This window comes from Microcoleus sp. MOSTC5 (assembly GCF_036701825.1).
In the GTDB taxonomy this organism is placed as follows: Bacteria; Cyanobacteriota; Cyanobacteriia; order Cyanobacteriales; family Microcoleaceae; genus Microcoleus; species Microcoleus asticus.
The window spans coordinates 36682-60878 of the sequence record NZ_JAUBRK010000034.1 but is presented as its reverse complement, the minus strand read 5'-3'; the positions used below and the strand labels follow the sequence as shown (position 1 = coordinate 60878).

The window sequence follows — 24197 nt, the reverse complement described above, 5'->3', positions numbered from 1 at the left end:
ACAGATAAATCTGTGGAGTCCATCTAAAGTCTAAAATCTAACATCTCACATCTACTGACGGATGCAAGCCCCCGACAGGAGTCGTGGAGAGCAAAAAAAATTAGATATTAGTTCAAGCCCGCAGATTCATCTGTGGAGTCAATCTAAAATCTAAAATCTAAAATCTAAAATCGACTGACCGGCCTCTGCAAGCTGTTGAGTATTTAACCATGCCCCTACATGAGTCCAGTGCCTTTCGCAAAAATTTGTCCGATCCGAAGCTGCTGCCTGCAGTTGAAATAGACGAAATACTGACTAGCATTCAACATTCTCACAGTTTTTATTACAAAGTGATGAATCTTGAGGTTTGGGCGCTGGTGGAAACCTTGGATGGGCTGTTTCCCGGCGCTTGGGGTCATTTTATGACCAACCGCCAAGTTGCAGTTAAACAGTTTTTGGAGCGCGATCGCCATCCTACTAATTTTGCGGTTGATGCTGGGGATGCGGGGGAGAAGAAAGAAGGAAAAAGGCCCTTTGACTCCGCTGAGGGTAAGAAGAAGGAAGAAGCCAGGAGTCAGGAGTCAGGAGTCAGAAAGAAGCAGGAAGAAGAATAAAAGCAGATTTTCCCAATTATCCCCATCTGAGCCTTTCCTTTGTATCGAAGTCTAGATCCGCCTCAATCCTCCTTAAGGCGGGACACGAAACAGAACCGTCTTGTCCCCCCCTACTGCCCCTGATTAAGGGCAGTAGAGGGGATGGAAACTCAGCTACAAGCGACATTTATGATGGCTTTCTATCTTAAGTTGACACAAATGCCGATCGCCCGATCGCCCTTACAGGTGAACTTTGGAATCAACTTGAGGCAATCCCATGCTGTAGTTAACAGCGCGGCCGTTGAGGTTGTAGCTGATTTGGCCTTTTTGGAGGAGCGATCGTACCAAGTGCTCCAACTCCGAACCGATGCGGCGGAGGTTGTACTCGGTCAAGTCTTCGCCCTCGTAAGCGTCTACGAGTTGGTCGAATTTGGCATTTACCTGTTTGATTGACTCGTCATTCCAGTTAAGTTCGTTATCTGGGTCAATGTCGAGGGTCAAAAGGTCGTTGCTGGGTACGAGTTCGTTATCTTCGAGGATAGCGGTGTATATGCGAATATGGCGGGTTGTTGACTTGAGCTGCATGAGTTCTTATGTGTAAAGATTTTTTGCTGAATTAATTGTAATGGCTGGGAGATGCGCGGGGAGGGCGGGCGATCGTCAATTTCTCGGAATCCCGAAATATTTTAGTTGTTCGGCCGTCCAATTTTTGTAATATTCAGTTTTCTCTAAAGAATCGGAAGCTGGCTTCAGCTTAGAATTTACTTGAACGGTGAAGCCCGGATACGGCATCCTCCTAGTATGAAGCCCGTCAATATTAAAATCTTCTTCGGGATGAGTGTGAAAAGCCAGCAAGCCCAACTCTGAAATCCGATTATTCAATTTGTCTATCAATTCTTTAGTTTCGGGCGCACTAATTGCAGTTTTTTCGGGATTAATTACTAGCATGATTTCAAATTCCTAATTGTAAAATTCATAAATTGATTTCATTATTGCAGAATCGCGATCGAACTCAGTCAGCGCTGAAAAACGCTCGATTTTGAATAAAATTTGATTAGCCAAGCGTGCCTTTTTACTGAAGGGACAAATCGGTAAATCGCTGAAAACAGGATGCGGCAATTCGACAAACTCCGTCATCCATCTGAGGGTAGATTCTATAATTTCCGTGTCATATTCATTCATCGAAAATCTATATATTTGATCTTTCACATTAATCATACTCTATTTTTTTGGTGGGCCATGCCAGCCATTGGTTGTCAACTTAAACCGAAAGGCCGGCAGGGAATTAATTCCCTGCCGGACTTCGGGGAAGAGCCTGGACAATTGGCACCAATACATTGCTCACCTTGCTCTTTAATATTGGCGATAGAATTCATTCGTGAGTTGTGCCATCTGGCATAATTGCACCTGCGAGTTTTGCCGTTTCCAGATTTATCACCCCACTTAGGTTCGCTCCCTTTAGGTTGGCTTTTTCTAGGTTTGTACAATTCAAATCAGCACCGCGCAAATCGGCTGAGCTAAGTGTGGCCCCACTCAAATCTACCTGCACTAAACTTGAGCCACAGAGATTAGCCTCTGTCAAGTTGGCCCCACTCAAGTTGACTGAGTAAAGTTGTACTCCCACCAGATTTACACCAGTCAGGTTAGCGCCGCTGAAGTTTGCACTGACTAATTTTGTATCTTTCAAATCCGTTTTGCTCAAGTCTGCCACAACTAAGTTAGCCGATTCTAAATCTGCCTGCTTCAGGTTGGCTCCACTTAAGTTTGCCACAGCTAGTTTCGCACCTCGAAGGTTTGCTTTGCTCAAGTTAGCTTCAATTAGGCTTGCCATAGTTAGGTCAGCTTGATTGAGATTTGTTTGACTCAAATTTGCTTTTCTCAGATTTGCTTGAAGCAGTTTTGCGGCCTGCAAATTAGCTCCCTTTAAGTTGGCACCGCTCAAGTTAGCTTCACTCAGGTTCACATAACTCAAATTAAAACCAGCTAGGTTTGCTGTTTGCAATGAAGCATTAGGAGCAATTAAGTAAGCACCTGCTTTAACAGGGTCAAAACCTGTGGGAAAGATCGTCTCTGCGTTGTAAAGCGCTTGTTGAAGTTTTGCTCCTTCAAGGTTTGCCCCTTCAAGGTTTGCATCGAATAGGTTTGTCTTACTTAGGTTGGCATTACTCAAATCAGCATTGATCAATCGCGATTGCTTCAAATTCAACCCAGTTAAGTTTGCTTTACTGAGGTTAGCTCTGCTGAAATTTACTGCAAAAGACAAATGAACCATGGTGAGATTTACCCCACTCAGATTAGCTTCAATTAGATTCGCCTCCAATAGATTTGCTGCACTTAAATTGGCATTAACGAATTTTGTTTTCCCTAAGTTTGCTGAGCTTAGATTTGCTTTGTAAAGGTTGGTATCACATAAATTTGCTTCACTCAGATTAGCACTAGATAAGTTTGTGTGAGAGAGTTCTGCACCGCTTAGATTAGCGCTACTCAGGTTGACCTTACCTAAAACTTTTTTGCTCAGATTGACTCCCGCTAAATTAACTCCCGTAAAATTTCGTTCTTTCTGATACCGTTCCAAAAATTCCTCCGCACTGATAGCTGGTTCCTGGAACTCTGAAACAGTATCATCAAGATCCTCCTCAGATTCCACCGTATCCGCATTTAGAGGAGTAGCAGCCGGCTGTTCTACCGCTTCGCTAGATACTGGAAGCGCTGTCTGATCGATCGCCTCTTCGCGCAATAGCTTGTCCACCCGATCGCTAAATCGCCTCACAACCTCAGCATCATCAACCCGATCACCAGCATTCGAGCTTTTCTCAACCGCATTCTCAACATAATACTTGTCTACAAAACTTTGCAACGCAGCATTATATCCCTGTCCTACCGGCTGAAACCTCCATTCGCCATTCTTCTTATACAACCGTCCAAATTCTAAAGCCGTTTCTTGAGAAAATATCTGATTTAAATTGTACCGAACCAATTCGCTAAGATTCTCTGAATTGTAAAGCCGGATAAAAGCATTTGTAACTTGACTAAAACTTTGATTCTTTTGCTGTCCCTCGTGAATAGTCACCACAAACACAATTTCCTGAATCGCCGAATTGATTTTACTCAAATCCAGATAAACCGTCTCATCATCTCCCTCAATTTGTCCATTCCTGCTGTCTCCCGAATGCCGCACCGAACCGTCCGGCGATGTCAGATTGTTGTAAAATACAAAATACTTTTCATCGGGAATCCGACCGTCCGCCGCTAACATAAAAACAGATGCGTCAATGTCGCAGTTTTGTGCTGTCTGGCTGACTTGCCAACCCAGGGCGATCGCAATTTTACTGAAATTAGGAGTTTCTTTAGAAAGATTGAACCTTTCACCCTTAGTTAATTCGATACTCATATGCGATAATTCCCTTACCTCATAAATGGTATTAGTTATCTCATCTATGTTAACCCGATCGCAAATTGGATTTTATCTCGAAGACATCGAAACCCCAATTGGCAGAACCGTCAATTTAACTCTTACCGGACTCATTCTTTTATCTTCCGCCAGCTTCATCGCCGAAACTTACCCGATTTCGGAATCTGTTAGAATTAATTTCCAAACTCTCGATACTGTTCTTTTAATCGTTTTTGCAGTTGAGTATTTATTGCGGCTGTGGTGTGCCGAAAATCGAGTTAAATTTATTTTTAGTTTTTTTTCAATTATTGATTTGCTGGCAATATTACCATTTTTGCTGGGATTTGTCAACGTTAGTTTTATCCGAATTTTTCGCTGGTTTAGAATTCTCCGACTCATCCGCTTTCTGGAATTAAAAATTTCTATTTTCCGCATCAGTAGCGAAGATGGAGTGATTTTTGCTCGGATTTTGTTTACTTTGCTGGCAATAATTTTTGTTTATTCGGGTTTGATTTATCAAGTCGAACATCCGACCAATCCCAAAGTTTTTAGGACTTTTTTGGATGCTGTTTATTTCTCCGTTGTCACCATGACGACGGTGGGATTTGGCGATGTTACTCCGATTTCGGAATCCGGTCGTTTTCTGACTATTTTGATGATTTTGACCGGAATTGCTCTGATTCCTTGGCAATTGGGAGATTTGATTAAACAATTAGTTAAAAGTGCTAATCAAGTAGAAGCTGTTTGTAAAGGTTGCGGTTGGTCTGTACACGATGCTAATGCCAAATATTGTAAAATGTGTGGCACTCAATTGGATAATGGTTGACTGCTGACTGTTGACTGTTGACTGTTACAGCAGTTTTCAGTTGAGTGCAGTACAGATAACCGGTAGGGACACCGCATTGCCGTGTCTTGTAGTTCATAAATCTGGAATACGCTGTAACTTCTTCCCTCTTCCTTCTTCCTTCTTCCCTCTTCCTTCTTCCCTCTTCCTTCTTTAAGCTAAGGGTAACAAAATTTCAAATTGGGTGCCGCTGCCTAATTCCGATCGCATTCTGAAGGCACCGCCGTGTTTGCCCGTCACGATTTGATAGCTAATTGCTAAACTGGTTTCTTTGAGGGCGCGTTTTTCGGTAGAGAATGATTCTATGATTTTTTTATACTTGCTAGGTGACATTCCTTGCCCGTTATCTGCAATGCAAATCGAAACCCAGCGAACATGAAGTTTGTCTAAATCGGGCGCAGGTTCGGGACAGCAGACTTGAGTTGTGATTTCAATTTGAGGCTGGCGATCGAAGTCTCTGAGTCCTCCACCTTTAAACTCTTTCGCCAATTCTTGACCGACTGCTTCGTTAATTAATGTATTAATAGCATTGGTCAAGATATTCATAAATACTTGGTTTAGCTGACCTGCATAGCACGGCACTGGCGGCAGGTAGCCGTAGTTTTTTACTACTTTGATTTCCCTGGTCAAACGACTTTTGAGCAGCAAAAGAATGCTGTCTATGTTGGCGTGCAAGTCGGTCGGTTTGGGATAAACATCATCTATGTGGCAGAAGTTTTGCAAACTGCTTGCCAGCTTGCTCAAACGTTCCGCTCCAGATTTGATGCTGGCAACAGTTCGGAGGAAATCGTTTTGCAAAAAGTCATAGTCTATCTCTTCCTTGAGCCGTGCTATTTCCGGGGAGGGTTCGGTACAGTGCGCATCGTAAACTGAGAGCAACTCCATCAAGTTTTTGCTGTAGTCGCTGACGTAGGTTAAATTGCCCCAAATAAAGCCTACCGGATCTAAAATTTCGTGGGCTACTCCGTTGACTAAACGCCCTAAACTCGCCATTTTTTCGCTTTGAATCATTTGAGTTTGGGCTCTTTCGTAGCGGACTTGAGTTTCTATGCCGCGAATTTGCCAGTAGGCGATGTTTAGCGCGTGAGGGTCTAAGAGGCGATAAGATTGGGAGTCTATTTGGACGACGATTGGTTCTGACTGCAATTCGGGCGATCGGCGCAGAGCTTGTGGGGCTGCTGCCAAAATGGTTGTACTCTCTGCAAGCAATAATATTTCGAGGCGAGCGTAACTGTAGAGAACTTTCAGCGGCAGGTGCAAAAATAGCTCGGGGCCTTGGGGTTTGAGTAAATATTCCAGCAGTTGTCTGCGGGATATCATGCCAGCAAACTCTCCTGCTTCTACTAATACGACACCCGGCACTAGGGGATGCTGTTCAAAAATTTCGGCAACTGCGATCGCCAAGCAGCTCGATTTAACCTGAAAATCATACAGGGGCAAATCCCAGAGGGTAGACTCTAGGGAAAGGTCTTGATGGCTGCCTTCGGAGAGGGAAGGGCTAAGGAGTTTGGAACTGAATTTATTTGCCACTGGAACTTTTAGTTGCCGAAACACGCTGAGAAAGTGAAATTAGAACCTACTACTAAGCTAGCCTATAATTTCACCGCAGGAGCGACCCTGGAGACTGTTCCTGAGTTAATCATATTTTGCCAATTATGGGCAGGAGAATTTCAAATTCGGTGTTCTGGCCCGGCTGCGATCGCATTTTCAGTTGGCCCCCATGCTTTTCTGTAACGATTTGATGGGAGATAGCCAGCCCCATACCGGTGCCTTTGCCTGCAGGTTTAGTGGTAAAAAAGGTCTCAAATATCTGCTGGTGATTTTCTGGGGGAATGCCGGGGCCGTTATCGGCAATGCAAATTGCGACCCGCTTGCCGTGTTCGGTTTCTATGACTTTAGTGGTAATTTCGATTTGGGGCTGCCAGTTGTCCAGGCACTCGGTCTGTATTTCTCGATCGGCTGCGTACTCTGTCAGGGCGTCTAGAGCATTAACTAACAAATTCAAAAACACCTGACTCAACTGACCGGAGTAGCCAGTAACTAGCGGCACTTCACCGTAATTTTTTACAACTTCTATGCTGTTTTTAAAGCGGTTTTTCAGAATTAACAGCGTCATGTCCACGCATTCGTGAATGTCTGTCTCCACTGGCTTTGTCTCGTCCATGTGAGAGAAGTGGTGCAGCCCGTTAACTATTTTTAGCAATTGCGAGGCTCCCAGTTCCATACCTTCTAAGGTGACTGGCAAATCTTCTTTTAAAAAATCAAATTCAATTTCTTCTTTGAGGGCATCAATTCGGGGACACGGTTCAGAATATTCTTCTTCATAAACCGAAATGAGCTGAAGCAAGTGTTCAAAATAGGACAGCAGAAAAGTCAAATTTCCCCAAATACAGTTTAGCGGATTTCTGATTTCGTGAGCTACTTCTGCTACAATTCTCCCCAAACTCGCCATTTTTTCTGTTTGGATTAGTTTGGCTTGGGTTTGTTTGTGGAGCAACTTATTTGTTAATTCGTGAATTCTTGATTGAGCGATTATTAATTGGTGTACGTCTAACAGTTTGTAGATCTGAGGTGCTATTTCCACTACTACAGGTTCGTAAATTAATTCTCCCGATCGGTAAAGCGATTCCTGGGCGGCTTCTACTATTAATTTACTGCCTGGAAGTACCAGCGGATCTGGCTTAGAAAACTTGTATAATACTTCTATCGGTCGCTTAAAAAACATTTCTAATCCGTAGCGGCGGTTAATTTTTTCATAAAATAGACGCCTGGATATTATGCCTACAAAATTACCCCCCTCTGTCAAAATGACGCCGGGAAGCATGGAATTTTTTTCAAAAGCCTGGGCTACTTCTTTTGCCTGTTGAGTTAATTCAATTTGGCAGTTGTAGAGTGGCAGGTCTAGGAGAGTTGATTCTGAGGATATGTTCCAAGTACAAATTTCAGGTATATGCAACACTGATAACTCCGAGCTAGTCTCACGCACAGCAAACATAGATGAAACCCCTGTTAAATGTTGTATTGATGGATAACTTAAGTTGCTATTAATTGGTAACGGGTAATTGGGAGGGGGTAGTTGCTAATTTGTTAAATTAGAACAGCATCCGATGGGAAAACCCGATCGCACTAGCATTGTGTGCTAAAGATTTTGTTTCTAAATCAATGTTAAACGATCGAAGCTTTTGTGGAACTTACGGAGTTCTGCTGTAAACTTTTTACCATCATATACCTGCGATCGCCTGTTTTCAGAAAATTTTTAATGTTTATCAGGGATTTTTGTTACCTACTATACCATTTTTTCGGTGCTAGTAGGGAATTGGAGAACAGCTTGCGGGTTATCAGTGAATATACGGGCCTGCTTCGAGGGTTCGATGGCCCGGATTGGCAATCGTGGAAGTGACTTGAGGCCCCAACGGTCAAGACTGGGGCCCAGGCCAAAATCCGCATATTGTACAGCAGAAGGAAGTTCGGCAACGGATTCGCTTTCTTCGGATGTAACGGATGGAAGGCTTTAGTTATCTAGCAGAGAAGGAAGAAGCAATCTTCGGCAAGGGTTTGTGCAATTGAGGACGTTCTAACCATCTTGGCGGTTGCTATACCACTCAAAAGAAATGCAACTTTAGGCAACTTCCAACCTCGATGGCAGTCAGTTTTTTGCAACCTGCAATCTGGAATCTGCAATCTGGAATCTGCAATCTCAAATCTCAAATCGTCTTAGGGTTCCACATCCGGCCAAAGGCGTTCTAGCTGATACCGCCAAGCCGCGAGAGTATTTTCGCGAGACTCTCGTCCTAGTTCCATTTCACCCATCAATCCCTCTGCGTAGAAACGGTCTAAAGTCTGAAGGGTAGTTTCGACAGACTGTCCCTGCATCTTCGCAGCTTTGATGATTTGACGGATGCGGCTTTCTATCAAACCGCCGAAAAAGTCGGACAAACCTCGCTCTTGCAAAGCCAGCAGTCTGGCGACGGCGGCCGAGAAATCTGCGGCGGCGAGTGTGGCACAACTGTGCTGAAATACTCCCCACACAACGTTTTGATGTATGGCGTAGCGAGTTTCGAGGGTGGTGTCAAAGTTAGCTTCTAGCAGTTTATCAAAAAATGGTTGAGCTTCCTGGGCGTCGGCGATCGGCAGCAAAATCCGCAGCCAACTCTCCTCTTCTGAAAGGAGGACTAACAGGCGAAATTTGGGAGTTTCTACTTGCCAAGAAGTAGCAGCAGGCGTCTCAACACTGTCACCAAATAAGTCTTTAAGGGTATTGCTAATTTCTTCGGGAGTCATGCGAATTTGAGATTTTTGGTTTGAGGTTTTAGATGTGAAATTGCAGGCTGGTGAGTTGGTTTCAAAGTTTGTAATATTTACCAGTATCGCCTAGTATCAACTCAATTTCAAATCTCAAATCTCAAATCTCAAATCAATTTAGTAAAAGTAGAGTGCGCCTCGGCGCACATTTCAACGCCCGGTGCGCACGGATCGCCTTACCCTCTTGATATTTACCAATATCGGTCAATCTAAAATCTCAAATCTCAAATCGATTTAGGGGAGCCAGCGGGGGTGATAGCCGGCAAAGGGCAGTTCTTCTGGCTGTAGTTTTGCGGGAGAACCGTCTGCGGGTGTTTCTACTAAGGGTAGCAGCCAGAGGCGGCTGGTGGCGATCGACTGCCCGCTATCGTTGCGGGGACTATCTGCTGCTGAGGGCTTTGCTGCTGTGACTGATTGGTCGAAAATTAATGCCAGCCCGTCGGGAGATAAACTGATTTGGGTATCTAATTGGTTGGGCAAAACCAGCAGCGGTTTGATGGTTCCTACCAAACGAGTGCCCTCTTTTTTAAGGTCGATGGCGGCGATGAAAGGCTGTTCTTTGTAGCTTTCTGTTGTGAGGCGTTGGGTTAAAAAACAGTAGAGACGCTGAAATTGGTTGTCTTTGTCTTTGCGGGGATCGAAATAAACGCCGATAATGCTGCCGGGAATTCGCAATATTTCTTGTTCTGCACCTTGGTTGTCTAAGATGAAAAGCGATCGAGTAAAGTCGCTGTTGTATTTAACATATGCGGCGACGGAGTTGTCGCGGGCCATGCCCAATACTTGTTCGTATTTTGGCAAAAATTCTACTGGGTCTGCTTCCGGTTTGAGGGGGACGATCGCTAATCCTTGTTTTTGAGATATTACCATCGATTTGCTGTCGGGGCGAATCAGAAAATCTCCACCTTGTTGATTTTCCAAGGGTCGGGGAGGCACTTTTTCTTCCAAAATCCAAGGACTGAAATCGCCGGGATTGCGGCGGTTGACGCGCTGGATAACTATGATTTTTCCGTCGGCTGAGAGGTCGAATTTGAGGTTTTGGTAATCTTTGGCATCTAATACTTTGTCAAGTCTACCTGCTGGCTGCGGCTGAGATTCTACTCCTGGAGATTGAGGGTTGAGACCGGTTGTAACTGTAAATAGTTCTTGATTTAGGGTGCCGCCACTACGGGCGATCGATCGATCTGTAGCTGAGAATAAAATGCGATCGCTGTCAGGATACGGTTTAAAATCAGTTACTACTAAATCTTTGGGAGTCAGCGTTATCGGTTTTGAGTCGCTGCTGGTGAGATTGACTAGCATTAATCTGCTTTCTGTTTCGCCTTGGACGCCGATGTAAGCAAAAGCTCGATCGCGGCTGCGAAAGGAACTGCTAAACGGTTGAATTGGCGTTCCTTTATTTTGGTTGTTTTCTCCGAAATACTTGTCCGTTGCTCCGGCGAGTTTTACTGTGTAGGTAACGCCGTAGGGTGCTGGATCTTTGAGGGTGTAAGCCATGCGCCTTCCAGCCCAACTAAATTTACCGGGGAGGGGGGGTTCTAGCTTTAAGTTTTCCTCGACGCTGGAGTGGTTCATCGGTCGAAAGAAGGTGAGGATAAAGCCGGTATCTTCAGCGCCGATTTGTTTGTTTTCCCAGCTAAATTCTCGCACTCTGGGTGCTGTGCGATCGCCGCTCAGCAGCAGCAGTCCCATTAAGAGGCTCAGCACTAGCATGAGGGCGATCGCCGTGCGGTCGATCGGCTGTTTGAATGGCAGAATAGCTAAGGGTGAAGGATTAATTTTTTTGTTAAAAATACTCACAAATCTTTCTCTCCTATTTCTGCTGAAAATTAACTACCAAATTTTCCCTCTTAAATTTTACAGTCCTAGATGCACTCCCTACCCTCAGAAACCCGTTTTTTTTACCAGCGAAAAGGACTGCAACGAAGTATGTTGGTAAAAAACTCGGTTTCTGAAAGTTTTGCTGCCTCCTGGACTGAATTAAACTCACGATCTAAAATCGGTGGAGTCTGCTGCACTTCCAACAGCCTCCACCGATTTTAGATGTGAAATTTTAGATTTTAGCTTGTAGGGCGTCTCAGAGCTAAAATTGGCTCGATCGAGAGAGGTTTTGACGACCGTATCGCGCCCTACCATTGTTCCAGTTGCATCCAGGACTGTTTGAGCTTTAAGATTTTTAATCCCATCTCAAATCGCCAATTCTTTAACAGGTTGAGGGGTAACACTGGCGCTCTACCCCTCCTACTAATAATCATGACGACTACTTAGCTGAGATCCCTTTCACGAATCCTTGACAATGGGTATCTTGGAACTATTATTAACGGCTGACAGTGTATACGGCGATTCAGGTTCGGGATATAGCTTAGAATATTTGCTATCGTAATGCCTGACCTCAAAATAGTTTAAGTTTGACGGGTGAGGCTTATATATGGTGAAACATTCCAACAGACAAAAAGTTGCGGCACTCTCTAAAAGCCCGACATTCACTACTTGATTTTTGAATATGCGACCTGATTTTATCCACTGTTTCATCTGGTTTCTTGACAAACAGTAAAATGCTGAATGAGGATTGTTAAACTCCGCAAATTTTACACCTTCTATCTCTACACTAGATAGCTGATTCCACAATAGCGGCTGCTGTATTGTCAAATCAATATATCTCTTGGTTCCTTGATCCATTTCATAACGGTTTGGGTAAAGAATAGCATTCTCATACCCGCTTTGTCGGTTAAAATTTTCTAATTTTTCTAGAATGAAAGCATCGTACAAAACAGTGTCATCTTCTATGAATAAAAACCAGTCAATTTTTTCTACTCTTTCGACAAATTCTTCCTGAAGTCTAAACCCTACCAACATGGGGTCGCATTCAGGGCCTTCTTGTATCTGAATGCACTTAATTTGATATTCAGGTAAGTACGCTGTAACGTGCCTGTTTGGTAGAGTTTGGATCGCAATAGTCAGGTCGCAATGAGCAAAACTCGTCAACAGTCCATCTATTGTGTGCCTGAGTCTCTCTATTTTTTTTGTGGCTTTTTCTGGATTGTTAGATTCTTCAACGGATGTAATGTGTGCGACAGCCGCAAAGACTTTGGGCCGTTCTTTTTCGGGCTGTTCGTTTTCTTTGAATAAATCTATAATGCGATTTTTTTGATAAAAAAACATCAGTTTAGTATACCTCATGGCAACTCGCGATATTTCTTGTAACAGAGCCATTTGTAAAAAGATAAAGTGCATTACTTTTCTTCTGGTATTTTTTTCGCTTGACATATAGACAATCTCCTTTTTGTTTACTGAAATAGGGTATTGATTGGAATTAAATCCATCGGTGATATGTGATCGATTGGCAGACCCAAACCAAAAGCAACTCTACACCAAAGTAGAGTTGCCAGCACCCCTACAAACAGCCCTGTTAATTGAATATCCTGCCAAAAACAAGTTAGTCCTTCCCGCCACAAACCGTAGTTAGTTACTATATAGGTAGGAAGGTCGCCGAGAGCTACAGCAATCACGGCACCTAAATTACCTTTTAAGTGATATCCCAGCGGTATACTTATACATAGATTCACAAAAGTCAGCAGATTGCCCATAGCTGCGTACTGAGACTTTCCTACGGCTAACAGACAAGAAGCCATCATATTGTGGATGGTGGTGTGCCAGATACCTAAAGCCAAGATTGGCATCATCCAAGATGCAGCCCAATACTCTTTCCTGTACAGTATTAAAATTAACTGGTCTCCAAAAGTCACAAAAATTGCTAAACCTACGGCTAACGGTATTAGAATTAGCTTGCGGTTCTTGAGTATCTTCGCACGCAACTCCTGTCGCGGCAAATCTGCCAGCATAGAAATCGAGGGAAAAATCACCCTGCCGCTAATGGCGATGATGACTTGGCGCGGCATATCGCCGAGAGTAAAAGCGATGCCGTAAATGCCCAACATTGTTAAAGTAAATATTTTCCCGAGGATGAGTCTATCGGCTTGAGAACACAAGAAAAACAAAGCCGTAGACACAAATATCCATTTGCCATAAGAAAATATTTCTTTAGCTGCTTCTTTATCCCAAGCAAAGCGGTTTGACTTGCCGGGAATCAAAAAATGGCTCCACACTAACTCCATTACAGCTCCAGTCAAGCCGCCTGCAACGATCGCCCAGATGCTGCGATCGAACCAGGCCCAGACAATCATTACTATAGTAGAAACAATCTGTATGCCCAACTCAAAAATTACTACTTCCTTCACTGCCATTTTGCGTTCTAGGCTGGATGTGGATGTGGATTTAAACCCTCCTATTACGGAATTTATACCTATTATTGGAATCAACCACAGGAGACGGGGATCTCCATAAAAACTAGCAACAGGGTGGGTAATTATAACCAAAAAAATCCAAATGAAAAAGCTGCGAATAACTTGCAGCGTCCAAGCGGTATTGAGAAATGCAGGATCTTCGCCGCGTTTGTTCTGGATGATGCTTGGGCCTAGACCGATGTCTGTAAATAAGTTGATCCCTGTTATAAAAACGTAGGTTAGACCTACTAGACCAAATAGTTCGGGCAAAAGCAGGCGCGTCAGGATTAAGTTGCTACCGAATCGGATAATTTGACTGCTTCCATAGCTGGCGATCGTCCAGATAGCACCTTTGATAGCTAATTTTTTTTCTGATGACATATACTTAGAATTTATTTCCTAATTACGAGTGTAGTGGCTGAATTTGCTATTTGCAACTCCTACAGGATGCTGCTGCCACTTTTGTAGCTGACTGTACAGTATCTTTATTTGTATACGGAGGACGGGTCTTGAGTGTCCATGTCACAATAAAGGTAAAAATTTAATCTCATACTTACTCCATACCTAATAATCATAAGGATTTTTTGGTTCGGGAATTGGTTTGAGGGAGGATGCTTGAATGATTAATTTGCGCTTGCCTTGCAGTTCTTCTACGATCGTTTCTCCTTCTATTTCTAGCCAACTGTCTGGGGCAAAGGTGGCCCGGCTTTGACCGATCAGTAATTTTACCGGCAACCCGATCGGATAGGCATCTGCCGCGCAGCAGGTAATGATAAAACGCCCGATCCACATATATTGTTCTGCTATGTTGGGGGGGTGAATTACAAATCCTTGAACTTTGACTTTTTGACCTCTGTATGTATCGGGTTCGGGATTGAAATTCAACAGTCGCACCCATTCGACGAGCGATCGCAGTTCGGGTTTTGTAGTATTGCGAAATTCTTGGGGTTGCAGTCTGGTGATTGGCAGAGATTCGGTGAGGCCTCGTTCTAATGCTGTCTGGCTGGTAAAAGTGCGTGGCGTTGTTAGTAAACCTATTAATGCGACGCTCAACATTAAGGTGCTGCCAATACTGGGGGGAAACAAAGTAACGTGTTCAACTTCTGTGATTCTGAGAGAGTTATTTGCTGCTGATGTCCGCGATTGCTTTGTGGTGCGATCGAGCTTTATGAGTTCCCAAGTTTTTAACCCGCCAATCACCATTAAGCCGATTCCTCCCGCTAGAGTCAAGCCAAAGTAATTGGGGTGAATGAGAATGCTTAATTTGCCGGTGATCCAATATTTGAGGAGCAGTATTCCCCACGCTAAGATAGCTAGGGCGTCCAGCCAGGGGCTAATTTTTTTAAGATTCATTTTGTAAGAGTCATGGGGAAGGAAGAAGCAAGAGAAAAGAGGGAAGAGGGAAGAGAAAAAACACCTATCCGTAGCTCGGTGACTTCCTTGTCGTGAATCAAGGTAATTGAAAAGGGAAAAGCGAAAATAGTATTAGTTGTCTGTTTGAGCTAATTTATTAACCTAAATGCAAGTTAACAGCGAGGGTCATTAAAAAGGTTAACTGAGCTGCCAAGACAATTATGTAAACTACGGCTCGACTTTTAAAAATTGACAGCATTAAACCGATGCCTTTGAGGTCTATCATCGGGCCGAAAACGAGAAAGGCTAACAGCGAACCGCTGGTAAATGTGGAAGCAAAAGACAGGGCAAAAAAGGCATCTACTGTAGAACAAATCGATACGACTGCAGCTAATAGCAGCATGGCGAGAATTGAGGAAACGGGGCCTTGACCGAGGTTGAGAATTAGTTCGCGGGGTGCGCCAACTTGAATGATGGCTGCGATCGCACTTCCGATTACCAACACTCCTCCCAATTCGCGCAACTCCTGTACCATCGTGTTTAAAAGCAGGCGCAGACGCTCTTTAGAAACGCGGTGGAACATAGACGAACGTTTCGAGGTTTTTTCTGTTTTGCCTGTTGGTAATGGCTTCCAGTCGTCTTGTAGCAAAGATTCGATCGGCACTGCCCCCCCCGGCTGACCGAGCATAAATGTTCCCGACTGCAACAGCAGCGAAGTGTTGGCTTGGACGAGTTCTTTTTCGGAAAACTCTGGTTTTGGCAAGGGGATGGCGCGGGCTACAGAAGCTTGCAGCAGAGGCCGCAAGTCTTTTTGGGCGCTGAACACCCAGCCGATAATTGTGGCTGTGACTAGGGAAAATACCACCCGCAAAACTACAATTTCTGGCTGATCGCGAAATGCCGTCCAAGTCGCCCAAATTACCACGGGGTTGATGGTGGGGGCCGCGAGCAAAAAGCCGATCGCGGCTGGTGCGGGCACTCCCTGCATCAGTAACCTGCGGGCTACGGGCACGTTACCGCACTCGCACACGGGAAACAAAAAGCCGATCGAACTGCCCATCAAAGCCCCCAGCAGCGGGTTTCGCGGGATGCGCGATACGAGTTTGCGTTCGTCTACAAACCCCAGCAGCAAACCTGAGAATAAAACTCCGAGCAGCAGAAAAGGTATTGCCTCTACTAACAAGCTGAGAAAAAGGGTAAAAGCATTGTTTAACTGATTTGTTAAGCCCGGTTGCATCGATCACCTACTGGTAGATTGCTATTTAGTTATACGTCTTTGGTAGAACTACTTGTAGATCATACCAAAGCATAGCACTAAGTTAAGATCCAGTTCATTTTTTTTCCTTTTTTTTGCGGCAATTTGTAGACATTCTAATTTAATCAAGGCTGATGCCTTGAATGATTTAGAAGGGTTAAATTTGTTTGAATTCGACTGAATTTTTATTCATATCCGCCTCGTACAGCCAATCAATAATTGACTCTGCCAACCGTCGCCGATTTGATGGATATTTCGGTTAACAATGGTTGATTGTAGAACAACTGCCAAGGCTGATTTTGGAGATTGCGGGCGAGGTTGACTGTTTTATATTATGTGCGATCGAAGAATTGCTATAAAATTGGTTTGTAGTGAGGACTTTAGTCCTAGCTACAAACCGATAGAGGACTCACAGGCGGGTGTGACTGGCATACCTACCGTTACGGGGGGTTGCGAGTACCGGATCGGGGAGATGGGATGAAATCGCCTCAAATGCCTTAGCTTGCGGGACTCCCAGCTATCGCGCTTAGCGAGCTAAAACTCAGGGACGCGATCGCCCTGGCTTTGTGCTTTTAACTTGTTTAATTTCGCTGTATCGTAGGGGCGATCGGGCAATTCCAATTTTCTTCTATTGTCAATCAATTATATTTCTCTGTATAATTTGTTATTAACAAAAGGTTAAGACGATAACTTAAGGTTAATGAATAGTTAAATAGTCGAACCAAGCGTTAATACCGCTCAAGTCAGTATAAAATAAAGTCAGGTATAATTACCAGGGCGCATTTATCTCGGTTATACTCAATCTTGCCTAATACTTTAAGTGGTAAAATTTCATTTACTACAGTCAGTTTTTTGTGTAATTTAAAATGCAGTTTGCTAGGCGAATGCCGATCGAAGCAGTCAGCAACTCACTTGCTGACCTTTGGTAGCTGAAGGTCTGCTGGCAAATAGAACCCTAAAAAAGCGTGCTGATGAATTTATGTTGAATACCTCCTGCGTAGAAAGACCAGTCCAAACCACGTCCCAGGCTTCCATCAGAGAACTTTGTTTAGACTCTACTCTCCAAGAATTGTCGCTTTACGATTTTCAGGTAGAAGCTACGGATTGGGGAATGCAAATTTCCCAGATGTTAGAATCTAATCCGCTGTTACCGGGAGTCATTGTGACCCATCAAGGTGAATTTGCCGGTATGATTTCCCGGCGGAGATTTTTAGAATTTATCAGCCGTCCTTTTGGGCGAGAATTATTTTTAAAGCGGCCTGTTAGCGCTTTGTATCGGTTTGCCGAAACTGAGAATTTAATTTTTCCCAGCAATACTTTAATCGTGGATGCAGCTAGGAAGTCGCTGTTGCGATCGAAAGAACTGCTTTACGAACCGATTGTAGTTCAAGTGTCGCCTCAAACTTATACTTTGCTAGACGTACACGAACTGTTAGTAGCCCAATCCAACATTCACGAACTAGCGACAAAATTGCTGAGGCAGCAAACTCAATCTCAACTAATTCAAACCGAAAAACTAGCCAGTTTGGGGCAGATGGTAGCTGGAGTCGCCCACGAAATTAGAAATCCCGTCACCTGCATCAGGGGAAATATCGGCTTTTTGTCCAACTACTCGAAAGACATCATGGATTTGCTGTCTGCTTACGAACACATTGTCGGTGACAGCGAAAAAATTGACGGATTCAAAAAAAACATAGACTTCGATTTTTTGCAAAAAGATTGGGTGGAAATTCTCAAAAGTATGAAAGTTTCATCCGAGAGGCTGACCGAACTCGTCACCAGCTTGCACACTTTTTCTCACATGGACGAAGCCCGCTTGAAACAAGCTAACATCCACGAATGTATTGACAGTACGCTGCTAATTATGAAAAACCGTCTTAAGTACGAGATTGAAGTAGTTAAAAGCTATGGTGATTTGCCTTTATTCAAGTGTTACTCTGGTCAGTTGAGCCAGGTATTTATGAATATTATCAGCAATGCGATCGACGCTTTGGAAGAGGTAAAAGGAGAAAAAGGTTTTGTGCCTGCAATTACTATTGAAACCGAGGTAATAGACAGTTCTGACGGAGACTTCGTGAATTCGGAATTAATTCAAAATTATGTGATGGGCGATCGACAAAATTCAAAACAGCTATCCTGCACCAGCCAAAACTGCGATTTCAGCCCAGAAGCAAGCGAAACAAATCAAAATAACGCTTGGATAGCCATCCGAATTGCCGATAACGGGCCGGGAATTCCGCCAGAAATTCAGCGGCGGATTTTTGAGACATTTTTCACCACTAAACCCGCCGGGAAAGGTACCGGTTTGGGGTTGGCAATTACCCATCAAATTGTTACGGAAAAGCATAAAGGCAAGTTAAATTTGCATTCTACGCCCGGTACAGGTACTGAATTTGAAATTTTGTTGCCATTGATTTGAAGCAATAAGTCATATCAAATCTATTAGCATCGCAATTATTCCTATCTCTCTTCTCGACCTCTGCGTTAATCAGCGTCAATCCATTGTCATCTGCGGTTAATAAATTTTCTTGTTTTCACCGCAGATACAGGCAGATTAACACTGATTAACGCAGATGAATTAGATCGATTCCGGTTGCACCATCCGTGATTGTTGACTGTTGACTCGACTTTACAATTCCGATGCTACCGGAATTGATATCAGTTGTTATTAATTATTAGTAATTGGTAATTAGTTATTTGTTACCAATTACCAATGACTAATGACTAATGACTAATGACTAATGACTCTTTTTAAGCTCTTAGCTGAACAGGCATCACCAAGAATGTAGCATTGACTCCGCCCAAAGGCTGGAAAATTACGGGGGCCAAAGCACCGTTTAATTGCAGTTGAATTTCTGGGGATTGAGCCGTTTTTAAGATATCAACTAAGTATTTCACGTTGAAAGCAATATCTATGCTGTCTCCTGAAATCTGGGCCGGCATTGACTCTTTGCCGGAGCCGACATCTTTAGCATCTACCGACAAAGTGATTTCCTGATTCTCCTCGTCGATGCTGCATTTGAGAATATTATTTTTTTGGTCTGCAAACACGGCAATTCTTTCTACTGCTGCTAAGAGCGATCGCCTTTCTAAGGTAATTTGCCGCTCAAAGGAGGGCGGAATCAACTGCCTGTATGCGGGATATTGCCCTTCCAAGGTACGAGTTGTCAGCCGCTGGTCTGCCCATTCAAACACTACTTGACCGTGTTCAAAATGCAGGGTGACAGGTTCAGTCCACTGCCGCATCACCAGCATTCTTTCTACTTCGCGCAATGCTTTAGCGGGGACTGTTACCTCAAATTCTTCTTGGGTTTCTTCGCCTTCAGCTTTTTCATTGGCAGTTTGAACTACTGCCAATCTGTGGCCGTCTGTAGCTGCAAATTCCAAGCAATCTTGCAATACCTTTAAATGCACGCCTGCAAGTACCTGTTTTGCCTCGTCGGGGCTAGTAGCAAATAAAGTTCCTTTGAGTCCTTCTATCAAGGCTTCCGGCGGCAATTTGAGGATTGTTCCTGCTTCAATTGCTGGCAATTCTGGGAATTCTTCCGGGCCCATGCCTCTAACTTGGTAGCTGCCAGAACTGCAAGTGAGATATGCTACGGTGTCCCCCGCTTCGTCTTCTAAAGTAATCTCTCCATCTGGGAGTCTCGAAACAATATCGTTAAGTAATTTAGCGGGTATTGTAAAACTTCCGCCGCCAGTAACTTCTGCTGCGAAGCTGGTACGAATGCCCAAACTGAGATCGAAAGCTGTCAAGCTAACCCGCTGATTTTCCTCATCCGCTACTAAGAGCACGTTGGCGAGTACCGGATGTGTCGGGCGGGAGGGAACGGCCCGACTCACCAACGAGAGGTTGGCGTTGAGGTCACTTTGGGTGCAAACCAATTTCATGGTAGGAAGGTTAATTAACCGGATTTGAAACAGAAACAAATCGTATCACAGAAAGCCGGCGGGTCAGTTTTTCTGTGTGTAGGGCTTAAGCATGGGGCTAGAAACCGGGTTTCTAAGCAAAATTTTGCCTGTAAAAACGAGAAATCTTCCTAGAAACCGGGTTTCTGAGGTCAGCCCGCGTCGCGAACTATTTGTGTAGGGTGCGCAGGGATCGCCTGTTTTTTTTATTTATTGAATTATTTTTGTGTCGATCGCCCTGTGGAAACTGTGGAAAAAAAAGCTAACTGCTTGCTGGGAATGACTTGTAGGTAATAAATACCTGTGGAAAACTTGTGGAAAAGCTGTTGAGGTCGATCGCCCATTTTTGTGCAAAAACTGTTTCGGGCGATCGAGTAAAGTTTTCCACAAACGAAGGGCAACTTTTCCACAGGTTTTTCCACAGGTAAGCTGCTACGCATAGAGATTGTCTGTTATCGGAGAGTTACCCCTTCGATGATGGGGATCTTGAAATCGCTGCATAGAGTCATTGGTGTGACAAATGACAAATGACAAATAACAACTGACAACTGACTAATGACTTTTTCTCAAGTTTTGCGACTGACAACATTAATTCGATCGCTCAACTGACGCAAAGTTTGGGCCAAATTCGGGTCAGTGTTCCGCAACTGAGCAATTTTGTCACAACTGTAAAGCACAGTCGTGTGATCTTTTCCGCCGAACACTTCGCCAACTTTCGGCAAACTCAAACCAGTATGCTGCCGAATTAAATACATCCCTATTTGACGGGCGAGACTAATTTCTCGCCTGCGGGAAATACCTTTCAAATCTTCAACAGAAACATCAAAAGCCTCGGCCACAACTGCAATTACTGCATCGGGAGTCGCCTCTACGCTTTCAGTTTGCGGGTTCAAAACCGGGGTGATATTCTCCACAGTCATCGGCAAACCGGTAATTGAAAGATATGCTACCGCCCGAATCAAAGCACCTTCTAATTCCCGAACGTTGGAAGTGTAACTAGAAGCAATGTATTCAATCACATCTCGCGGCAGCCGCATATTTTCATACTCGGCTTTTTTTTGCAAAATTGCCATCCTAGTTTCCAAGTCTGGCAATTGAATGTCGGCAATTAATCCCATCGAAAATCGGGAACACAAACGCTCTTGCAGGCGGGGGATTTGCTGCGGCGGACGGTCAGAAGCTAAAACTACTTGGTTTCCGGATTCGTGCAAAGTATTAAAAGTGTGGAAAAATTCTTCTTGAGTGTATTCTTTGCCTTCAAGAAATTGGATGTCATCTATTAATAAAACATCGGCTGCTCGATAATGATCGCGGAAAGTTTGCATACTATCTTTCCTAATTGCGGCGATTAAATCGTTAGTAAATTTCTCAGTAGAAACGTAAAAAATCTTGGCGTTGGGGTCAATTTCCAAGCGATAATGACCGATCGCCTGCATCAAATGAGTTTTGCCCAAACCGACGCCACCGCACAAAAATAGGGGATTGAATTCTCGGCCCGGAGACTCGGCTACCGCGAGGGAAGCTGCGTGAGCCATGCGGTTGTTGGAACCGACGACAAAGCGGGAAAATAGGTATTTGGGGTTTAAATTGGCGGGTTTGGGGGGGTGAAGCGAGTGGCTTTCGGGGACATCGGCGGCGATGGGGGACGGCCAAATCATGGCGGAGTCGCTGCTGCCGCCTGTTTCGTTTCCTCCGGCAATTGTCAAGTAAATGTCTACGGGATAGCCGAGAATTTCGTAGACTGCATCGGCAATGGTTTTGACGTAATATTTTTGCAACCAATTGCGAGCAAAGGGGTTGGGGGCGCTGACGATCAAACAGTTATTTTCGAGTTGTTCGGCCCTGGCAGTTTTGATCCACGTCTCAAAGCTAGGTCTGCTCAGTTGTACCTGGAGACGTTCAAGTATCTGATTCCACAGACTTTCGAGGGGAATGTCCACTGCTCACCTCTGCCGATCGGCATTCAAGATATTAATTCTACTCTAGAGAGTTTAGTCCTCAGATGCTAAAGTTTAAGGGAGTCTGCCGATCGCCCACAAATTTGGCGGCTCTGCAGTCCAAACCAGGTATCGGGGAGCTGCTCAGCAAATATTTAGATTTGGCAGGAAAGCCTTAAAACATGGCCATGAAGAGTTCTACTGGCAAATTTTGGAAGCAACCGGCAATTTACATATTGCTGCTGGTAACGGGAGCCGGGGCCGCCATGTTGGGCGATCGTCTGACGGTTTCTCAATTTCGTGCAAATTCTGGCGATTCGGGACAAAAGGCGCTGGAACCGAAATTGCAACTGCCTCCTAATACAAAGGATCGAGTTAGCAAAGTCTTGCCGCCGGCTTCGTTGTCGGGCGACGCGGCTAATGTGAATTTTATTGTGGCTGCGGTGGCAAAAGTTGGCCCGGCAGTGGTTCGGATCGATGCTTCGCGCCGGGTGAAACCGGGAAATAGAGGGCTGTCGCCGGAAGATTTTTTTGGCATAGAACCGAATTCGGGCGGCCGGGGCGGGATCGAACGGGGCACTGGTTCGGGTTTTGTCATCGGTGCCGACGGCGTGATTCTCACTAACGCTCACGTTGTAGAGGGAGCCGATACGGTAAATGTAACTCTCAAGGACGGCCGGAGCTTTCAGGGGCAGGTGTTGGGGGCGGATAAGGTGACGGATGTCGCTGTGGTGAAGATTGAGGCGAACGCTCTGCCTGTGGTGCCGATCGGCAATTCGGATAAGCTGTTGTCTGGGGAATGGGCGATCGCGATCGGCAATCCTTTGGGTTTGGACAATTCCGTAACTGCGGGGATTATTAGCGCTACGGGGCGATCGAGCTCGGATGTGGGCGTGCCCGACAAGCGGATCGGTTTTATTCAAACAGACGCTGCAATTAATCCGGGGAATTCCGGCGGCCCGCTGCTGAATGCTTCGGGCCAAGTTATTGGCATGAATACGGCGATTATTCAAGGTGCTCAAGGATTGGGGTTTGCGATTCCCATTCAGGCGGCCCAACAGGTGGCGAAGGAACTGATTACGACGGGGAAAGTCGAACACGCTTATTTAGGCCTTGAAATGGCGACGCTGAATCCAGAGGTTAAGCAGCAAATTAACAGCAATGCTAACAGCAGTCTGCGAGTTGCAGTCGATCGGGGTGTGGCTATTGTTAGTGTTGTTCCTAATTCTCCCGCAGCAGCAGCCGGTTTGCGCGCTGGAGATGTGATTCAAAAAATTAATAATCAGCCGATTATTCAGTCGGAAGCAGTTCAGGATTTCGTGCAAAATGCTAAGGTTGGCGGTCTTTTGCAAATGGAAATCAACCGCAACGGGCAAATAGTTAAATTGACTGTAAAACCGGGGAGTTTGCCACTTCAAAAAGTTGGATAAGAAGGAAGAAGGAAGAAGGAAGAAGGAAGAAGGAAGAAGGAAGGAGGAAGAAGGAAGAAGGAAGAAGGAAGAAGGAAGAAGGAAGAAAAAAATGGTTATCTGTCAGTAGTTAACCACTAACAAATAACCACTAGCCAATAACGACTAACCAATAACTATGGCAGAAATATTACAAATCTCACAATTAGGAAATCCTGTACTGCGCCGCCCGTCGCAAGTTGTCGAGAATATTCAGGACGATCGCATTCAACAGTTGATTGACAGCTTAATATTTACAGTACAGCAGGCAAACGGAGTGGGGATTGCCGCCCCTCAAGTGGCTCAGTCCGATCGCCTGTTCATCGTCGCATCGCGCCCCAACCTGCGCTATCCCCAAGCACCGAACATGGAGCCCACAGCGATGATTAATCCCCGGATTGTGGCTGCATCAACAGAGAAAGTCAAAGACTGGGAAGGCTGTTTGAGCATTCCGGGGATTCGGGGCTTGGTGCCGAGAAGTAGGGCGATCGAGATAGAATACACCAGTAGAGACGGCAAACTCCACCGACAAGAATTGACAGACTTTGTGGCCCGTATTTTTCAACACGAGCACGACCATTTAGATGGAATCGTGTTTTTAGACAGGGTGGAAAATACCCACGAACTGATGACAGAGGACGAGTACCAGCAGCAATTTGTCAAGCTACTGTAGCCGCAAGCATTCAGGGTACAAAGCCCCCGGATTCATCCGCAGGGTCAATTCTTCAATTATCCAATCTAAAATCCAAAATCTCAAATCTCAAATCGATAGATGAGTACCAGCAGCAATTTGTCAAGCTACTTTAACCAAAAGCATCCAGCGTACAAGCCCCCGGATTCATCCGCAGGGTCAATTCTTCAATTATCCAATCTAAAATCCAAAATCTCAAATCTCAAATCGAT

Annotated in this window: 20 protein-coding genes; 5 read left to right on the top strand and 15 right to left on the bottom strand. The window is 44.7% G+C overall.

Translation table 11 applies throughout. From position 1 onward, the window contains the following. Nucleotides 1–209 precede the first annotated feature (209 nt). Nucleotides 210–593, top strand: coding sequence for a hypothetical protein (locus QUA54_RS19520; RefSeq protein WP_333193544.1), 384 nt, complete (start codon nucleotides 210–212; stop codon nucleotides 591–593). Nucleotides 594–812: 219 nt separating this feature from the next. Here QUA54_RS19520 and QUA54_RS19515 read toward each other — a convergent pair whose 3' ends face one another. The 4 genes from QUA54_RS19515 to QUA54_RS19500 all read right to left on the bottom strand — a co-directional run bounded on the left by QUA54_RS19515 (nucleotide 813) and on the right by QUA54_RS19500 (nucleotide 3963). Next, nucleotides 813–1157, bottom strand: a complete 345-nt coding sequence (locus QUA54_RS19515) for an NAD(P)H-quinone oxidoreductase subunit M (RefSeq protein WP_333415922.1) — start codon at nucleotides 1155–1157, stop codon at nucleotides 813–815. Nucleotides 1158–1232: 75 nt separating this feature from the next. Continuing rightward, the gene (locus tag QUA54_RS19510; protein WP_333415921.1) at nucleotides 1233–1520 is read right to left on the bottom strand and encodes a hypothetical protein; all 288 of its coding nucleotides are present in this window, start codon (nucleotides 1518–1520) and stop codon (nucleotides 1233–1235) included. 12 nt (nucleotides 1521–1532) lie between these two features. Further along, on the bottom strand, nucleotides 1533–1754 hold the full coding sequence (locus tag QUA54_RS19505) for a hypothetical protein (RefSeq protein WP_333415920.1): 222 nt from the start codon (nucleotides 1752–1754) through the stop codon (nucleotides 1533–1535). Nucleotides 1755–1944: 190 nt separating this feature from the next. Further along, entirely contained in the window at nucleotides 1945–3963 is a 2019-nt protein-coding gene (locus QUA54_RS19500; protein WP_333415919.1) for a pentapeptide repeat-containing protein, read from the bottom strand. 25 nt (nucleotides 3964–3988) lie between these two features. Between QUA54_RS19500 and QUA54_RS19495 the strand changes: the two genes are divergently transcribed. After that, nucleotides 3989–4789 carry an ion transporter gene (locus QUA54_RS19495; protein ID WP_333193817.1) on the top strand — a complete coding sequence of 267 codons (801 nt, stop codon included), beginning with the start codon at nucleotides 3989–3991 and terminating at the stop codon, nucleotides 4787–4789. A gap of 171 nt (nucleotides 4790–4960) precedes the next feature. Here the strand turns inward: QUA54_RS19495 and QUA54_RS19490 are convergent, their stop codons facing one another. The 8 genes from QUA54_RS19490 to QUA54_RS19455 all read right to left on the bottom strand — a co-directional run bounded on the left by QUA54_RS19490 (nucleotide 4961) and on the right by QUA54_RS19455 (nucleotide 15982). Next, complete coding sequence (locus QUA54_RS19490; RefSeq protein WP_333415935.1) at nucleotides 4961–6337, bottom strand: ATP-binding protein; 1377 nt, start codon at nucleotides 6335–6337, stop codon at nucleotides 4961–4963. A gap of 109 nt (nucleotides 6338–6446) precedes the next feature. Further along, complete coding sequence (locus QUA54_RS19485) at nucleotides 6447–7802, bottom strand: ATP-binding protein (RefSeq protein ID WP_333415918.1); 1356 nt, start codon at nucleotides 7800–7802, stop codon at nucleotides 6447–6449. A gap of 719 nt (nucleotides 7803–8521) precedes the next feature. Beyond that, entirely contained in the window at nucleotides 8522–9088 is a 567-nt protein-coding gene (locus QUA54_RS19480) for a hypothetical protein (RefSeq protein ID WP_333415917.1), read from the bottom strand. Between the two features lie 255 nt (nucleotides 9089–9343). Continuing rightward, a complete protein-coding gene (locus tag QUA54_RS19475) occupies nucleotides 9344–10909 on the bottom strand; it encodes a hypothetical protein (protein ID WP_333415916.1) in 1566 nt (521 codons plus the stop codon). 480 nt (nucleotides 10910–11389) lie between these two features. Further along, nucleotides 11390–12376 carry a hypothetical protein gene (locus tag QUA54_RS19470; protein ID WP_333415915.1) on the bottom strand — a complete coding sequence of 329 codons (987 nt, stop codon included), beginning with the start codon at nucleotides 12374–12376 and terminating at the stop codon, nucleotides 11390–11392. A gap of 20 nt (nucleotides 12377–12396) precedes the next feature. Continuing rightward, nucleotides 12397–13773: an oligosaccharide flippase family protein gene (locus QUA54_RS19465; RefSeq protein WP_333415914.1), complete on the bottom strand. Its 1377-nt coding sequence runs from the start codon at nucleotides 13771–13773 to the stop codon at nucleotides 12397–12399. 183 nt (nucleotides 13774–13956) lie between these two features. Beyond that, complete coding sequence (locus QUA54_RS19460) at nucleotides 13957–14745, bottom strand: TIGR03943 family putative permease subunit (RefSeq protein WP_333415913.1); 789 nt, start codon at nucleotides 14743–14745, stop codon at nucleotides 13957–13959. Between the two features lie 157 nt (nucleotides 14746–14902). Then, on the bottom strand, nucleotides 14903–15982 hold the full coding sequence (locus QUA54_RS19455) for a permease (RefSeq protein WP_333415912.1): 1080 nt from the start codon (nucleotides 15980–15982) through the stop codon (nucleotides 14903–14905). 997 nt (nucleotides 15983–16979) lie between these two features. Between QUA54_RS19455 and QUA54_RS19450 the strand changes: the two genes are divergently transcribed. Continuing rightward, nucleotides 16980–18419: an ATP-binding protein gene (locus tag QUA54_RS19450; protein WP_333415934.1), complete on the top strand. Its 1440-nt coding sequence runs from the start codon at nucleotides 16980–16982 to the stop codon at nucleotides 18417–18419. Between the two features lie 332 nt (nucleotides 18420–18751). Here the strand turns inward: QUA54_RS19450 and dnaN are convergent, their stop codons facing one another. From dnaN to dnaA, 3 genes are all read right to left on the bottom strand, one after another. Further along, a complete protein-coding gene (gene dnaN, locus QUA54_RS19445; RefSeq protein ID WP_172186367.1) occupies nucleotides 18752–19891 on the bottom strand; it encodes a DNA polymerase III subunit beta in 1140 nt (379 codons plus the stop codon). Between the two features lie 236 nt (nucleotides 19892–20127). Continuing rightward, nucleotides 20128–20349 carry a hypothetical protein gene (locus tag QUA54_RS19440; RefSeq protein ID WP_333415911.1) on the bottom strand — a complete coding sequence of 74 codons (222 nt, stop codon included), beginning with the start codon at nucleotides 20347–20349 and terminating at the stop codon, nucleotides 20128–20130. Between the two features lie 126 nt (nucleotides 20350–20475). Then, nucleotides 20476–21849, bottom strand: coding sequence for a chromosomal replication initiator protein DnaA (gene dnaA / locus QUA54_RS19435; RefSeq protein WP_172186369.1), 1374 nt, complete (start codon nucleotides 21847–21849; stop codon nucleotides 20476–20478). Nucleotides 21850–22034: 185 nt separating this feature from the next. On the opposite strand from dnaA, the gene QUA54_RS19430 reads away from it, so the two are divergent. Together QUA54_RS19430 and def are read left to right on the top strand one after the other, a co-directional pair. Beyond that, on the top strand, nucleotides 22035–23276 hold the full coding sequence (locus QUA54_RS19430) for an HhoA/HhoB/HtrA family serine endopeptidase (protein WP_333415910.1): 1242 nt from the start codon (nucleotides 22035–22037) through the stop codon (nucleotides 23274–23276). Between the two features lie 157 nt (nucleotides 23277–23433). After that, nucleotides 23434–23967 carry a peptide deformylase gene (gene def / locus QUA54_RS19425; RefSeq protein ID WP_333415909.1) on the top strand — a complete coding sequence of 178 codons (534 nt, stop codon included), beginning with the start codon at nucleotides 23434–23436 and terminating at the stop codon, nucleotides 23965–23967. Nucleotides 23968–24197 lie beyond the last annotated feature (230 nt).

What these genes read in the sequence shown, in the direction of transcription:
- def (WP_333415909.1), top strand. Translation starts at nt 23,434, where the DNA reads ATGGCAGAAATATTACAAATCTCACAATTAGGAAATCCTGTACTGCGC.
- QUA54_RS19465 (WP_333415914.1), bottom strand. Translation starts at nt 13,773, where the DNA reads ATGTCATCAGAAAAAAAATTAGCTATCAAAGGTGCTATCTGGACGATC.
- QUA54_RS19470 (WP_333415915.1), bottom strand. Translation starts at nt 12,376, where the DNA reads ATGTCAAGCGAAAAAAATACCAGAAGAAAAGTAATGCACTTTATCTTT.
- dnaN (WP_172186367.1), bottom strand. Translation starts at nt 19,891, where the DNA reads ATGAAATTGGTTTGCACCCAAAGTGACCTCAACGCCAACCTCTCGTTG.
- QUA54_RS19495 (WP_333193817.1), top strand. Translation starts at nt 3,989, where the DNA reads ATGGTATTAGTTATCTCATCTATGTTAACCCGATCGCAAATTGGATTT.
- QUA54_RS19440 (WP_333415911.1), bottom strand. Translation starts at nt 20,349, where the DNA reads ATGCGTAGCAGCTTACCTGTGGAAAAACCTGTGGAAAAGTTGCCCTTC.
- QUA54_RS19450 (WP_333415934.1), top strand. Translation starts at nt 16,980, where the DNA reads ATGTTGAATACCTCCTGCGTAGAAAGACCAGTCCAAACCACGTCCCAG.
- QUA54_RS19500 (WP_333415919.1), bottom strand. Translation starts at nt 3,963, where the DNA reads ATGAGTATCGAATTAACTAAGGGTGAAAGGTTCAATCTTTCTAAAGAA.
- QUA54_RS19520 (WP_333193544.1), top strand. Translation starts at nt 210, where the DNA reads ATGCCCCTACATGAGTCCAGTGCCTTTCGCAAAAATTTGTCCGATCCG.
- QUA54_RS19510 (WP_333415921.1), bottom strand. Translation starts at nt 1,520, where the DNA reads ATGCTAGTAATTAATCCCGAAAAAACTGCAATTAGTGCGCCCGAAACT.
- QUA54_RS19430 (WP_333415910.1), top strand. Translation starts at nt 22,035, where the DNA reads ATGAAGAGTTCTACTGGCAAATTTTGGAAGCAACCGGCAATTTACATA.
- QUA54_RS19480 (WP_333415917.1), bottom strand. Translation starts at nt 9,088, where the DNA reads ATGACTCCCGAAGAAATTAGCAATACCCTTAAAGACTTATTTGGTGAC.
- QUA54_RS19460 (WP_333415913.1), bottom strand. Translation starts at nt 14,745, where the DNA reads ATGAATCTTAAAAAAATTAGCCCCTGGCTGGACGCCCTAGCTATCTTA.
- QUA54_RS19505 (WP_333415920.1), bottom strand. Translation starts at nt 1,754, where the DNA reads ATGAATGAATATGACACGGAAATTATAGAATCTACCCTCAGATGGATG.
- QUA54_RS19455 (WP_333415912.1), bottom strand. Translation starts at nt 15,982, where the DNA reads ATGCAACCGGGCTTAACAAATCAGTTAAACAATGCTTTTACCCTTTTT.
- QUA54_RS19515 (WP_333415922.1), bottom strand. Translation starts at nt 1,157, where the DNA reads ATGCAGCTCAAGTCAACAACCCGCCATATTCGCATATACACCGCTATC.
- QUA54_RS19485 (WP_333415918.1), bottom strand. Translation starts at nt 7,802, where the DNA reads ATGTTTGCTGTGCGTGAGACTAGCTCGGAGTTATCAGTGTTGCATATA.